The sequence below is a fragment of the Amycolatopsis sp. WAC 04169 genome (genome assembly GCF_003947535.1).
Lineage (GTDB): Bacteria > Actinomycetota > Actinomycetes > Mycobacteriales > Pseudonocardiaceae > Amycolatopsis > Amycolatopsis keratiniphila.
On the sequence record NZ_QHJI01000014.1, the window covers coordinates 139,046 to 152,403 of the forward strand.

General features: G+C 70.7%; 12 protein-coding genes. 8 read left to right on the top strand and 4 right to left on the bottom strand.

Features of this window, described 5'->3' with window-relative positions; all coding sequences use genetic code 11:
* Positions 1–2: 2 nt before the first annotated feature.
* The 3 genes from DMC61_RS35480 to DMC61_RS35490 all read right to left on the bottom strand — a co-directional run bounded on the left by DMC61_RS35480 (position 3) and on the right by DMC61_RS35490 (position 4,447).
* The gene (locus DMC61_RS35480) at positions 3–1,271 is read right to left on the bottom strand and encodes an exo-beta-N-acetylmuramidase NamZ domain-containing protein (RefSeq protein WP_125694900.1); all 1,269 of its coding nucleotides are present in this window, start codon (positions 1,269–1,271) and stop codon (positions 3–5) included.
* Positions 1,268–3,073, bottom strand: coding sequence for a glycoside hydrolase family 3 protein (locus DMC61_RS35485; protein WP_125694902.1), 1,806 nt, complete (start codon positions 3,071–3,073; stop codon positions 1,268–1,270). The genes DMC61_RS35480 and DMC61_RS35485 overlap by 4 nt, the downstream gene beginning before the upstream one ends.
* A gap of 576 nt (positions 3,074–3,649) precedes the next feature.
* Positions 3,650–4,447: an HAD family phosphatase gene (locus DMC61_RS35490; RefSeq protein WP_125694904.1), complete on the bottom strand. Its 798-nt coding sequence runs from the start codon at positions 4,445–4,447 to the stop codon at positions 3,650–3,652.
* A gap of 565 nt (positions 4,448–5,012) precedes the next feature.
* On the opposite strand from DMC61_RS35490, the gene ssd reads away from it, so the two are divergent.
* The 8 genes from ssd to DMC61_RS35530 all read left to right on the top strand — a co-directional run bounded on the left by ssd (position 5,013) and on the right by DMC61_RS35530 (position 10,632).
* Positions 5,013–6,086: a septum site-determining protein Ssd gene (gene ssd, locus DMC61_RS35495; protein ID WP_125694906.1), complete on the top strand. Its 1,074-nt coding sequence runs from the start codon at positions 5,013–5,015 to the stop codon at positions 6,084–6,086.
* Positions 6,083–7,225, top strand: coding sequence for a TadA family conjugal transfer-associated ATPase (locus DMC61_RS35500; RefSeq protein ID WP_125694908.1), 1,143 nt, complete (start codon positions 6,083–6,085; stop codon positions 7,223–7,225). The genes ssd and DMC61_RS35500 overlap by 4 nt, the downstream gene beginning before the upstream one ends.
* On the top strand, positions 7,222–7,962 hold the full coding sequence (locus DMC61_RS35505) for a type II secretion system F family protein (protein ID WP_125694910.1): 741 nt from the start codon (positions 7,222–7,224) through the stop codon (positions 7,960–7,962). The genes DMC61_RS35500 and DMC61_RS35505 overlap by 4 nt, the downstream gene beginning before the upstream one ends.
* Positions 7,956–8,525, top strand: coding sequence for a type II secretion system F family protein (locus DMC61_RS35510; RefSeq protein WP_125694912.1), 570 nt, complete (start codon positions 7,956–7,958; stop codon positions 8,523–8,525). The genes DMC61_RS35505 and DMC61_RS35510 overlap by 7 nt, the downstream gene beginning before the upstream one ends.
* A gap of 197 nt (positions 8,526–8,722) precedes the next feature.
* Entirely contained in the window at positions 8,723–8,896 is a 174-nt protein-coding gene (locus DMC61_RS35515; RefSeq protein WP_125694914.1) for a DUF4244 domain-containing protein, read from the top strand.
* A complete protein-coding gene (locus DMC61_RS35520; RefSeq protein ID WP_125694916.1) occupies positions 8,896–9,234 on the top strand; it encodes a TadE family type IV pilus minor pilin in 339 nt (112 codons plus the stop codon). The genes DMC61_RS35515 and DMC61_RS35520 overlap by 1 nt, the downstream gene beginning before the upstream one ends.
* The gene (locus DMC61_RS35525) at positions 9,231–9,587 is read left to right on the top strand and encodes an Rv3654c family TadE-like protein (protein ID WP_125694918.1); all 357 of its coding nucleotides are present in this window, start codon (positions 9,231–9,233) and stop codon (positions 9,585–9,587) included. Before DMC61_RS35520 ends, DMC61_RS35525 begins: the two co-directional genes overlap by 4 nt.
* 418 nt (positions 9,588–10,005) lie before the next feature.
* Positions 10,006–10,632, top strand: a complete 627-nt coding sequence (locus DMC61_RS35530) for a bifunctional DNA primase/polymerase (RefSeq protein WP_016337838.1) — start codon at positions 10,006–10,008, stop codon at positions 10,630–10,632.
* A gap of 13 nt (positions 10,633–10,645) precedes the next feature.
* Here DMC61_RS35530 and DMC61_RS35535 read toward each other — a convergent pair whose 3' ends face one another.
* Positions 10,646–13,111 (bottom strand): DEAD/DEAH box helicase, encoded by a 2,466-nt coding sequence (locus DMC61_RS35535; protein ID WP_125694920.1) that lies wholly within the window; start codon positions 13,109–13,111, stop codon positions 10,646–10,648.
* Positions 13,112–13,358 lie beyond the last annotated feature (247 nt).

Below are 13,358 nucleotides of genomic sequence, written 5' to 3' on the forward strand. Positions count from 1 at the left end.
CTTCAGCGGTAGATGAGATGGCGGCGGCGTTTCCGGTCGAACTCGGCCAGTTCGGCCTGCCAGGACCCGACGATCTCGTCCACTCCGGCGCCCTTGTCGATCATCGTGCGCAGCCTGTCCGAGCCGGAGAGCTTGTCGAGGAAGTTGTCGGGGCGCCACTTGAACTTGTCCGGATGCACCTGTTTCGCGGTGACGAACATGGTGACCGCGGTGCGGATGGCGTCGAACGCCCGCGGATCGGTGATCGTCACCTGCACGCCGCCGCAGGGCTCGTTGACGAACTTGCCGAACGTCGGCACGAAGTACGCCTCACGGAACTTCACCCCGGGAAGCCGTAGCTCGCCCAGCTTCTCGCGCCAGCGCCAATCGAGGCCCGGCGCGCCGATGATCTCGAACGGCCTCGTGGTGCCCCGGCCTTCGGAGAACACGGTGCCCTCGAACATCCCGGTGCCGGGGTAGACGAGCGCGGTGTCCGGCGTCGGCATGTTCGGGCTCGGCGGGACCCACGTCAGCCCGGTGCGGGCGAAGAGCTGATCTCGGCGCCAGTCGCGCACCTCGACGATTTCGAGCTTGCCCGGCGTGACCCCGTCGGCAGGCAGGAACTCGGCCGCGAAGAACCGCGCGAGTTCGCCGACGGTCATGCCGTGCTGCTGCACGATCGGCTTCCGGCCGACACCGGAGGCGAACGCCGGGTTCAGCATCGGCCCGGCGGCCTTGCCACCCAGCGGATTCGGCCGGTCCAGCACGACGACCGCCGCGCCGACCTTCGCCGCCGCGACCATCGCCGTGTACAGCGACCAGATGTAGGTGTAGAACCGCGCGCCGACGTCGGCGATGTCGAAGACGACGGTGTCGACGCCCGCCTTCGTGAACATCCCGGCGAGCTTCGTCGCGTCGGCGCCGTACGCGTCGTACACCGGCACGCCGGTGCGTGGATCGGTGTAGTCGCCCTCGGAACCGCCTGCCTGCGCGCTGCCGCGGAAACCGTGCTCCGGCCCGAACGCGGCGAGCGGCCGGACCCCGGCGGCGACCATCGAGTCGACGATGTGGTCGCCGCTCGCCAGCACGCCCGTCGGATTCGACAGCACGCCGAGCTTGCGGCCGGACAGCGGTGCCCAGCCCCGTGCGGCGAGCACGTCCGCTCCGGTGCGGGTGAGCGGGGGACCTTTGCTCTCGCTTTCCGGCTGGGCCCCCGCGACCGAGGACCCGGCCGTCAGCGCGGGGACCGCGAGCGCGCCGGTGGCGAGGAAGTGGCGACGGTTGAGGTTCACCAGGTCAGCCCGTGGCCGAAGGGGTACTTCACCGTGCCCACGTCCTTGCCCGCGGGAACGTCCACCGGCAGCTTGCCCTGCGGCGTCACCTTCCCGAGGATCACCTTCGCCAGCGCTTCGAGCGAAGGCGAGATGTAGCCGTACGTGGCGAGCCACGTCTTGATCGGGTTCTCGTAGCCGGCGTCGTAGGGGATCTGGGCGGCGACGGCGACGACGGGCTTCCCGGTGTCGGCCAGCGCCTGCAACAGCTTGCCCTGCAACGGATACGTGCCGACGTTGTTGGTCAGCACGACCACGAGGTCGACGTTCTTCGCCGCCGCGGCCGCCTGCGCGATCTGCGCGTCCGTCGGCGTCTGGCCGGTCTGGAGCGCGGTCGCCTGCGTGCCGTGCGCGGTGAGCTTCGCGGCCAGCGACGTCGTCGTGGTCGCGCCCCAGCCGGTCACGAGCGTCTTCGCGGGCTGCTGCTTGAGCGGCAGGACACCGCCGTCGTTGCGGATCGCGGTGACCGACCGGTCGGCGATGCCCTGCGCGGTCGCGAGGTTGGCCGGCACGCCGACCTTCGACATCACCTTGGCCGGGTCGACGAACGGCGAGGTCAGGATGCCGCGGTTCAGCTTGAGCTTCAGCACCCGCAGGACGCTCTCGTCGATACGCCGCTCGGTCAGCTCGCCCTTGCGGACGGCGTCGAGCACCGAGTTGATCGCGAGTTCGAGGTTCACCGGCATGAGCAGCTGGTCGATACCCGCCTTGAGGGCCAGCACCGGGATCTCCGCGTCGGTGTGCATCTCGCGCACCGCGTCCATCGAGAGGGAGTCGGTGACGACGACTCCGCGGTATCCGAGCTCCTCGCGCAGCTTGCCGGTGAGGATCGGCTTCGACAGCGTGGCCGGTTCGCCCGACGGGTCGAGGCTGGGGAACTGGATGTGCGCGCTCATGATCGAGTCGATGCCCGCCTTGATGGCGGCCTTGAACGGCGGCACGTCGGTCTCGCGCCAGCTGGCCTCGCTCCGGTCGATCCGGGGCAGCTCGTGGTGACTGTCGGTGGCCGCGTCGCCGTGGCCGGGGAAGTGCTTCGCGGCGGCGGACACCGTCTCCGAACGCCGTCCCGAGTTCTGGAAGCCCCTGACCTGGGCTTCGACGAACTGGCTCGCCAGCTCCGGACGGCCGGAGAAGGAACGGACGCCGATCACCGGGTTCGCCGGGTTGGAGTTCACGTCGGCGTCGGGGGCGAAGTCCTGGTTGATGCCGACGGCGCGCAGTTCGTGCCCGAGGATCCGGGCGGCGTCCTGCGCGGCCTTGGTGTCGCGGCCGGCCGAGATCGCCATCGCGTTCGGCAGTTCGGTGGCGGGGGCCCCCATCCGGGTGACCGTGCCGCCTTCCTGGTCGGTCGCGATCTGCAACGGGATGCGCGCGCCGCTGCGGAGCGCGGCCCGCTGCAGCCCGTTCGACAGCTTGGCGACCTGCACCGGGTCGTCGAAGTTGTCGCGGCTGTCGTTGTTGAAGTAGATGACGCCGCCCAGGTGGTACTTCTCGATCACCTGCGCGGGGGTGTCGACCCCGAAGTCGGCCTTGTTCTTGGCGTTGACCTCGTCGGCGGACTTGCCGTTCACCCAGGTGACGAAGAGCTGCCCGACCTTCTGCTCCAGGGTCAGCCCGCGCAGCGTCCGCTGCGCCTCCGCGTCGGCCGTCACCGGCTGCGCGGTCGCCGGAACACCCGCGACACCCAGGGCGAGCAGACCCGCGAGGGGCAGGGCGAGCGCATGGATCCTCCGATGACGGGCGTGCGCGATTCGGGTCGTCACCTCAAGCCTCCCAGATTCGTGCCTGACTCTCAGATGGAAAGAAGTCCACCTGGAAGCACTGATATCCGGAAGCTACCCACGAGCACTTTGCTTGTCCATCGGCCACCCGCACGAACGGTCCGTTCATACACAAAGGGACGCGAACGGGCCTGTCACGCTTGAAAACCTGGGCAAAACACTGGCGGCGCCCGTCGGCAAGAAGCCGGCGGGCGCCGCCAGTCAGTGCGGACCACTCGGGCGACCAAGCGTGCAACTCTGGTCGTACCTTCATGGACTCGGCGTCCGGCGTCCCGGTACGCAGTCCCTAGACGACGAGCCTCCCGCGGCGCGCTGCGCGTGGGTACCCGGTGTCCGCACACGGAGATTCGCCGGGGTGGAACAGGCTTCTCTTCTACCTGTTCCCTGGCCGACCGAACGTCCGCACCTACTTTCTACGCCGTGAGCCGGGTCACTTCAAGTGCGCAGACGGGTGCACCGGTACAGAGGCTCGATCTAGTGACACGGGCACCCTCCGCGACGGACAATTCGCGCCCCTGACTGCGAAAACCGGCCCGGTACCGCCGTGTGGGTGTGCGTTCAGCGGGTGCGTTTGCGCCGGTTGTAGCCGTACCAGGTGGCACCCGCGGCGAAGGCGCCGAGCGCGACCAGGCCCGCCGACCGCGCGGGGATCCGGGTCCGCAGCGACATCGGGTGCTCGAAGGCGAGGATCTCCCAGCCCTGTTCCGTCGCGTGCTTGCGCAGGACGCGGTCGGGGTTGACCGCGTGCGGCCGTCCGACGACTTCGAGGAGCGGGATGTCGGTGCTCGAGTCGGTGTACGCGTGGCACTGGGTGAGGTCGTAGCCGTACGTCGCCGCGAGTTGCTTCGCGGCGACGGCCTTGTTCTCGCCGTAGCAGTAGAAATCGACTTCGCCCGAGTAACGGCCGTCCACGATCTGCATCCGCGTGGCCACGCTCCGCGTCGCGCCGAGCATTTCGGCGACCGGCGCGACGACTTCCTCGCCGGTCGCCGACAGCACCACGACGTCGTGCCCGTCCGCGCGATGGGACGAGATCAGTTCCGCCGCCTCCGCGTAGACGAGCGGGTCGACGACGTCGTGCAGCGTTTCGCGGACGATCGCCGACACCTGCGCGACATCCCATCCGGTGCACAGCGCGGAAACCTCGGCTCGCATCCGCTCGGTCTTCGCCGCGTCCGCGCCCGCGAGGGAGAAGACGAGCTGGGCGTACGCACTGCGAAGCGCGGCTCGGCGGTTGATCAGGCCTTCGCGCAAAAGCGGCTTGCTGAAGGCCAAAGCGCTCGATGACGCGATGATCGTCTTGTCGAGATCGAAGAACGCCGCGACCTGGGTCGGTGTCGTGCTGGGTCGGTCCACTCGCCAAGGATAGGAGAGGCGGACGGCCGGGTGCGGCGTTGGTCGACCACGATCGGGATACGACGGTGGAAAATTCACGACCGCGTATCCGTTCGGGGGCGTCGTGCCGTTATCGAATTGTGGGTACCGGCGCCGCCCGCAACGGGCCGGTATCGGAGTTACAGTGAGAATGTCCGGTGTTGCACCGGACCCAGGTTCAGTCCGACCCCCCGGGGCTGAACCCCAGGCGGCCCTCGTCCCTCCCCCCTGGCGAGGGCCGCCTCCTATTTCCCCGTCGTGCCAATGGTTCAGACCTTGTCGGCGGCAGAAACCACGGCGGGACAAGGCTGATCCGGCCGTAGTTCGTTAACTTTCCTTTCTCTCAAGGGATTTCTTGTGCCCCGTCCGGCTCTGATTCCCATAGCGGTAGGGACCGACGGAAATCGCGGGAAACCGGTTTCCCGGGGCGGAGTTGTCCACAACACCCCGGTTGTCCACAGGCGGGGCGGAATGGCGTTGTGCGCGGTGGGGAAGCGGCGGGACCGTGGAGTGGTCACCCGAGTCCGACCGAATCACTGGGGGAGTCATGACCGCGGAACATCCGCTCGTCGTCGCCGGAGACGACGTCCTGCTCGACGAGATCCTGCGCGTGGCGGCGGCCGCGGGGTGCGAGGTCGATCGAGCACCCGATCTCGACGCCGCACGCGGGAGATGGGCCCGCGCGCCGCTCGTGGTGCTCGACGAGGAGGCCGCGAGCGCGCCGAACCGGCTGCTGCGGCGGAACAAGGTCCTGCTCGTCTGCAAAGGCGCGCCGACGCCGGCGACGTGGGAGCGGGCCGTCAACACCGGTTCGGAGAAGGTCCTTTCCCTGCCGGACGAGGAAAGCGACCTCATCGGCGAGTTCGCCGACGTCGTCGACGGGCCGCCGCGGGACGACGGCGTCGTCATCGGGATCATCGGCGGGCGAGGCGGGGCCGGGGCTTCCGTGCTTTCGGCCGCCGTCGCGTACCGGGCGGAGAAATCCGGCGCCGGCGGGCTGCTCGTCGACTGCGATCCGCTCGGCGGCGGGGTCGACGTCCTCCTCGCCGCCGAACGCGATCGCGGGCCACGCTGGCCGGAGCTCGAGCTCGGCGGCAGGGTCTCCATGGCCGCGTTGAGCGAAGCACTTCCGCGAAAGAAGTACGCGACCGGCTCACTGTCCTTTGTGTCCTATGGCAGGGAAGGACGCGGGCCGGGGCCGGACGCGATCGAAGGAGTGCTGTGCGCCGGACGCCGGGCGGGCCGGACGGTCGTCTGCGATCTGCCGAGGTATTTCGGCGTCGAGACCTCCACCGTGATCGGGCTGGCCGATCTGGTCGTGGTCGTCGTCCCCGCCGAACTCCGCGCCTGCGCGGCGGCGAAACAGGTCCTCGCCAGGATCGAGCCACACGCGTCACGGATCGGTGTCGCGGTGCGGGGGCCGTCGCCCGCCGGGCTGATCCCCCAAGAGATCGCCGACGCCGTCGGCGTTCCGCTCATCACCTCGATGGGCCGCGAGCGCTCCCTCGCGGCGGCCCTCGACCGCGGCGAGTTCGTCCTGAGGCATCGCGGGCATTTGGCCATCGCCGCCGACGAAGTCCTCGCGGCCGCGCGAGGGCGGTTGGCCGGTGCCTCGCGATGACCGGCGATCTGGTCGAGCGGGTCCGGCGGAGGCTGGCCGGATCGGCCGCCCCGGCGGATCCGGTGAGCGTCGCGCGGGCCGTCCGCGCCGAAGCCGGTGGCGCGCTCGGGCAGGAGGCCGTCCTCGGAGCGGTCCGGCTGGCCCGTGACGAGTTCGTCGGAGCCGGTCCGTTGGCGCCGCTTCTCGAAAAACCCGGCGTCACCGACGTTCTCGTCACGGCACCCGACGAGGTCTGGACCGACACCGGCGAAGGCATCCGCCTGACGGACGTTCGTTTCGCCGACGAAGAAGCCGTCCGCAGGCTGGCTCAGCGGCTCGCCCTCGCCGGCGGGCGGCGGCTGGACGACGCTCAACCGTTCGCCGACTGCTGGCTGCCGGGCGTGGGGCCGCAAGGCCGGGTCCGCATGCACGCGGTCCTCCCGCCGATCGCTCCCGCCGGGACCGCGCTCTCGCTCCGGGTTCTCCGGCCCGCCACCCATGATCTCGCCGAACTCCGGCTGCGCGGGGCGTTCGGCACCAGCGGCGCGGACCTGCTCGGCTCGGTCATCCGGCGACGGCTCGCGTTCCTGGTGTCGGGCGGGACAGGGGCGGGCAAGACGACCCTGCTTTCCGCGTTGCTCGGCGCGGTGCCCCCGGCCGAGCGCATCGTCTGTGTCGAAGACGCCGGAGAACTTCAACCGGACCATCCGCAGTTCGTCAGCCTGCTCACCCGCCCGGCGAACGTCGAGGGCGCGGGCGAGGTCGGGCTGAGCGAGCTGGTGCGGCAGGCGTTGCGCATGCGTCCGGACCGGCTGGTCGTCGGCGAAGTGCGCGGCGGCGAGGTCATCGCGTTGCTCAACGCCATGAACACGGGCCACGAGGGCGGCGGCTGCACCCTGCACGCCAATTCGCCGGAGGACGTCCCCGCGAGGCTGGAGGCGTTGGCCGCGCTCGGCGGGTTGAAACGGGACGCGCTGCACAGCCAGCTGACCGCGGCGATACGCGTGGTCCTGCACATGCGCCGCCTGCCGAGCGGGATCCGGCGGCTGGACGAGGTCGGCGTCCTCCGGTCCTTCCGAGGCGAGGCCAAGGTCGTCCCGGTCTGGAGCAAGGGCGCCTGGATCGGCGACGAGACGCCGTTCGAGGAGGTGGCGGCGTGAACCCGTGGTTCCTTCTCTCCTGGGGTGCGGGTCTCGCCTGCTGGCCGAAGCCGATGGCGCGCACTCCGATCGCCTGGCGGCTGCCTCGCGCCGTCCGGGCGGGCTGCTGGCCGCTCCCCGCGCTGGCTCTGTCCTTCGTGGGAATCGGCTGGGCGGTGGCGACGCTGGTGCTCACCTTGGCGATCCGCCAGGAATACCGGTGGCGGGCGCGAGAGAAGGCTGCGCTGGCCGAAGCCGAACTCACCGCGTCCGTGCTGCGGACCATGATCGGTGAACTCCGGGCGGGTGCCCATCCGGTCGCCGCGGCCGAAGCCACCGCGGAGGCGGTGCCCGCGGCGTCCGAGCGCTTGCGCGGACTCATCGCGGCCGCCCGGTTCGGTGGTGACACCGCCACAGAACCGGACGCGCCACCGGCGCTGGCGACCGCGTGGACACTCGCGAATCGCTTCGGACTCCCGATGGCCGAGGTGCTCGATGCCGCGCGCCGGGACGCCGAGGCGGAGATCGGTTTCCGCCGTCGTCTCAAAGCCAAGATGGCGGGTCCTCGGGCGAGTGCCGCCGTGCTCGCGGTCCTCCCGCTGATGTGTCTGCTGCTCGGCGAGGCGATGGGGGCCGGGCCGGTCCACGCCCTCACCGGGACGGCCGCCGGTCAGTGGTCGCTCGTCGTGGGCAGCGGGCTGATCTGGGCGGGCACGGCCTGGTGCCGGGCCCTCACCGGGCGGGTGGCGCCATGCTGACCGGCGCGGCCCTGATCCTGCTGGGCGGTGCCGTCTTCTGTTGGCCGCGTGTCACCTCTGTCGCCACAGAGCGCCCCGCATGGCTCCGGCCGCGGGAAAGAAGGCCTCGCGACAAAGGCGTCTCCGAACTCCTTCGGTCCGCGGCCACCCTCGATCTGTTGTCCGCCTGCCTGGCCGGCGGGCTGCCGGTACCCGTCGCGCTCGAAGCCGTCGTCCCGACCGCGTCACCGCAGACCGCGGCGGCACTGCGCTCGGTGGCGTCGCACCTCGCCGTGGGCGTCGGACCGGCGGAAGCCTGGGCCCCGGTCCGCGACCGGCCCGGCCTGACGGAGCTGTCCGTCGCCGCGGTTCGTACGGCGAGGGCGGGCACCGCGCGCGCCGCCCACGCGAAGGACCTCGCGCGAAGACTGCGCGAGTCGCTCTCCGCCGAAGCCGAGGAACGAGCCGAACGGGCCGGAGTGCTGCTAGCGGCACCGATCGGCCTCTGCTTTCTCCCCGCGTTCCTCTGCCTCGGCGTCCTGCCCGTCGTGCTCGGCCTGGCCGGGCGTCTCGACTTCCTCTGATCTTTGGGAGGGCGGAGCTGGAGAAATCACGCGAGAAGCGACCAAAGACGTGAACCCGCCCGGCCGAAGGCCCCGTTATCGCGGTGGCAGGGCGCCCTGTTCGTCAGCGTGCCGTGGAAGGCCAGGCAGCGCTCTGCCGACGTCGATCACGGCCGCGGGTTCACCGACAAACAACTGACTGAAAGGTAATCCCCCCCATGAACAAGCTCCCCACCTTCCACGAAGACGACGGCATGACGACGGTCGAGTACGCCATCGGCACCTTGGCCGCCGCCGGGTTGGCGGCCCTCCTCTATCTGGTCGTCACCAGTGATGCCGTCTCCGCCGGGCTCACCGCGCTCATCGAGCGGGCCCTGTCGGTGAAGTTCTGATGGCCGACCGCGGCTCCGTCACGGTCGAGGCGGCGCTCGGCATCGGCGCGCTGACCTTCGTCTCGGCCTTGCTGTTCACCGGGATCGGCGTCGCCTCCGATCAGCTCCGCTGCACCGACGCCGCCCGGGAGGCGGCCAGGCTCATCGCCCGGGGCCAGCCCGCCCGTGCCGAACAGGCGGTGCGGGCGATCGCACCGTCCGGCGCTCGGCTGGACGTCGTCCGCGAAGGCGACTCGATCACCGTCGGCGTCGAGGCCGAACCGGTGGCCGGGCTCCTGCCGGGTATCCGGCTGCACTCCCGTGCCTTCGCCATCGCCGAGCCGGGGAGCGGGCCATGACCTCGAACGACCGCGGGGTCGCGACCGTGTGGACGGCCTCGATCGTCGCGGTCCTGGTCTGCGCCGCGGCGTTCGTCTTCTGGATCGGCGCCGCCGTCACGGCCCGCCACCGCGCCGAGGCCGCCGCCGATCTGGCCGCGCTCGCAGCCGCCTCGCACGCGACGGAAGGGCCCGGCGCGGCCTGTGAACGGGCCCGGGAGGTCGCCGTCCGGATGTCGGTCACGCTGCTCAGCTGCCGCTGGGAGCGCGGCGATGCCCTGGTCGAGGTGCGCTCGGAGCCGTCGGGACGGCCGGCGGTCACCGGACGGGCGGAGGCACGGGCCAGGGCGGGGCCGGTCGACCGGTCACCGTGACGTGCGTCGCACGACGAACGGTCGTCCGGTGGTGACCGGCCGGTAGTACGCGTCAGTAACCGCTCGGCGCGAGCAGCGGTCGTTGCCGCACGGCGAGCGGTCGAAGCCATGATCAGCGCGCCGCCGAACGGCCGTCCGCCGCTCGTCGTGAGCGCCGTCACTCCGGGCGGAAGCCCAGGTCGGCTGCGACGAACGGCCCTGGACCGGTCGTGCACGCCCGTTAATCGGACGTCCGGCGTTCGGTTCGTCCGGTCGCACTACCGCGCGTTCATCGCTAAGTAACCGCCGGTTGTCGCGTGAGGTCTTCTCCCGATGTGCAACTTGCCGTTTATTGAGATGTGCGCCACCTCGAGAAGGTCGCCGGGTAGCGCGGAGCAGAACCGACACAGGACAGAGTTGACCTGAGGCAGGGACGGGAATGTTGGACGCGAATTGGCCGGACAGCTGGCGGGGCGCCTTCCGCATCGAGATGCGGGCGGAGGCGATCGGCCTCGCGTGGCGTGGCTGGCCGGTGCTCCCGGGCGCGGAGCCCGCCGCGATCACCGCCGAAGGTGACGACCTCACCTGGCGCCGTCCCGTCCCGGCGCAGGACAACTGGCGCGAACTGACCGAGACCCACCCGCACGAGGTCGCCACCTGGTTCGGCGACGACACCCACAGCCTGCTCGTGGCCACCGGCACCGTGCTCGACGCCATCGAGGTCGACGACGAGCTCGGCAAGGCCGCCGCCCGCCTGCTGCGCGCCACCGGACACCCCGCCCCGATCGTCGCGATGCCGAACGGCCGCTGGCTGTTTCTCACCACCGTCGCCACGAGCATCCCGCGGGAACTGGCCGACCAGGCCTCGATCCAGTGGCACGGCGCGAACGGCTACATCCCGCTGCCCCCGTCGCCCTTCCAGCACGGTGTCGTGCACTGGCGGGTCAAGCCCGAGGTCTGGGGCTGGCAGCTGCCCGAGGCCACCGAGGTGCACGACGTGCTCGTCCGTGCGCTGGCCGGTGACCGGACCGTCGCCCCCGTGGCGACCCTGAGCACCGCCGCCTGATCAACCCACAATTTCAAGCCACCCCGTGGCCGGACACGGACCCGTGCTGACGCAAAGCCCCGAGCACGGTGTCCAGAACGGCCACTGCCCCCGCCTTGTCCAGCGGATCGTTGCCGTTCCCGCACTTCGGCGACTGGACGCAGGACGGGCAGCCGGCCGGGCACTCGCAGGAAACGATCGCCTCCCGCGTTGCGGCCAGCCAAGGGACAATCGCGGCAAATCCGCGGTCGGCGAATCCCGCACCCCCGGGATGGCCATCGTGCACGAACACCGTCGCCTCCCCGGTGTCTTCGTGCCACGCGGTCGACACCCCGCCAATGTCCCAGCGGTCGCACGTAGCGAACAGCGGTAGCAGGCCGATCGCCGCGTGCTCGGCGGCATGCAGGGCACCGGGGACGCGCGCCGGATCCAACTCGGCGCTCGTCCCCGGTGTCCCGCCAAGTTCCTCGGTCCCCACCCTGGAGCCTCCGGTCCCCACCGGCTCCAGAGCTTCGGTCCCCGTCCGATGGCCCCCGGTCCCCGCCACACCATCGGACACACCGAGCAGCTCCGCCGAGATCGTGTACCAGACGGCGCGGGTGTGCAGGCTCTGCTCCGGCAGATCCAGCGGAGTCTGGTCCAGCACCTCGCCGGACGGGCGCCTCCGCAAGTAGCCGACCACTTGCGAACTGACCGACACCTCGCCGAGGTTCACCGTGACCCCGCCGTGCACGCTGGTCTCTTCGGTGCGCAGCACACTGATGTCGACGATCTCGCGCGGCGACGTGGTCCAGTCCGGATCCTCCGCGTGCACCAGCGCGAGCCCGGTCTCCAGGTCGAGCTCGTCGACCACATAGGACGAACCCTGGTGCAGGTACACCGCGCCGGGATGCACCGCGTAGCAGGCGGAACCCGGGTCGACGGTGCCGAGCATGCGGCCGGAATCGGCCTCCACCACGGCGATCTGCTCGCCGCCGGAACCGCGGATGCCGACCTCGGCGTGCGGCCGGTCGCGCGAAGTCCAGTACCAGCCGCTCGTCCGGCGCCGGATGATCTTCTCCTTGACCAGATCGGCGAGTACGGCACGCGCCGGGTCGCCGCCGAAGGCCGCGACCTCCGGCTCGGTCAACGGGAGTTCGGCGATGGCGCACGCCAGCTGCGGCCCGAGGACATACGGATTCGACGGGTCGAGGACGGCGGCTTCCACCGGCCGGTCCAGGATCGCGGCCGGATGGTGCACGAGATAGGTGTCCAGCGGATCGTCCCTGGCCACGAACACGACCAGCGCCGCGTCTCCCGCGCGCCCGGCCCGGCCCGCTTGCTGCCAGAACGAAGCGAGCGTGCCCGGGTACCCGGCCAGCACCACCGCGTCCAGCCCCGCGATGTCGACGCCGAGTTCGAGCGCGTTGGTCGTCGCGACGCCGAGCAACCGCCCGGACAGCAACGCCGCTTCGAGGGCACGCCGCTCCTCCGGCAGGTACCCGGAGCGGTACGCGGCCACGGATTCCGCCAAGGAACCGTCCACTTCGGACAGAATGCGCCGGGCGCCGAGCGCGGTCAGCTCCGCGCCTCGCCGTGACCGGACGAACGCCAGCGAACGAGCGCCTTCGATGACCAGTTCGGCGAGGATGCGGGAAGCCTCGGCCCCCGCCGAACGCCGCACCGGTGCCCCGTTCTCGCCCGAGAGTTCCGACAGCAGCGGCGGTTCCCACAACGCGACCGTGCGGGCGCCGCGGGGTGAGCCGTCCTCGGTGACCGGGACACAGTCCTGTCCGGTGAGCTTCGCCGCGAACGCCGCCGGATCCGCCGTCGTCGCCGACGCGAGGACGAAGACCGGCGAAGCGCCGTAGTACGCCGCGACCCTTCGCAGCCTGCGCAGCAGCAGTGCCACGTGCGAACCGAAGACCCCGCGATAGCTGTGGCATTCGTCGACGACGACGAACGCGAGCCGCCGGAAGAACCGTGACCAGCGCGCGTGCGACGAAAGGATCCCGCGGTGCAGCATGTCCGGGTTCGTGAACACCCAGTTCGCGTGCGCGCGGACCCAGTCCCGCTCCTCCAACGGGGTGTCGCCGTCGAACGACGCCGCCCGCGCCTTCTTGATGTCCAAAGAGGACACCGCGCGCAGCTGATCGGCGCCGAGCGCCTTTGTCGGCGACAGGTACAGCGCCGAAGCGCGCTCGTCCTCGACCAAAGCCGAAAGCACCGGCAACTGGTACGCGAGCGACTTGCCCGACGCCGTGCCGGTGGAGATCACCACGTGCTCGCCCGCGCGGGCCAGCGACGCCGCTTCCACCTGATGCCGCCATGGCGCCTTGACGCCGTTCGCCCTCAGCGCCTCGACGACCGGGGCCGCCGCCCACTCCGGCCAGTCGACCGAATCCGCCGGACGGGCGGGCAGCTCGGCCACATGGGTGACCGGGTACAGCGAAGCCGGGATCCCCGCCGTCGCGCGATCGAGAAGCCTCCGCCCTTTGCCGGGTCGCACCGTGCCGTCCACCTTCCGAGCTTCGCACAGCGCACCGACAGAAACGGGCCGCCGCCGAACGGGCCGGGCACTGGAAGCGGCCGTCGATGATCGATAAAGTGACCAGCCTCACAAGGTAACGGAACGTGCGGTGGCGGGGACGCCTTGCCGTCCGCCATCCCACTACCAATACACTCCCGCAATCCACACCGACTGTGGCGAGCGTCATGTGAGACGTGCCTTGCAGTGCGACTAGCGTGACGTTCGGTTCAGTTCCCCC

Bases quoted from the DNA above. Each gene is read 5' to 3' on its own strand.
- ssd (WP_125694906.1), top strand. From the start codon at position 5,013: ATGACCGCGGAACATCCGCTCGTCGTCGCCGGAGACGACGTCCTGCTC.
- DMC61_RS35500 (WP_125694908.1), top strand. From the start codon at position 6,083: ATGACCGGCGATCTGGTCGAGCGGGTCCGGCGGAGGCTGGCCGGATCG.
- DMC61_RS35510 (WP_125694912.1), top strand. From the start codon at position 7,956: ATGCTGACCGGCGCGGCCCTGATCCTGCTGGGCGGTGCCGTCTTCTGT.
- DMC61_RS35515 (WP_125694914.1), top strand. From the start codon at position 8,723: ATGAACAAGCTCCCCACCTTCCACGAAGACGACGGCATGACGACGGTC.
- DMC61_RS35520 (WP_125694916.1), top strand. From the start codon at position 8,896: ATGGCCGACCGCGGCTCCGTCACGGTCGAGGCGGCGCTCGGCATCGGC.
- DMC61_RS35525 (WP_125694918.1), top strand. From the start codon at position 9,231: ATGACCTCGAACGACCGCGGGGTCGCGACCGTGTGGACGGCCTCGATC.
- DMC61_RS35530 (WP_016337838.1), top strand. From the start codon at position 10,006: ATGTTGGACGCGAATTGGCCGGACAGCTGGCGGGGCGCCTTCCGCATC.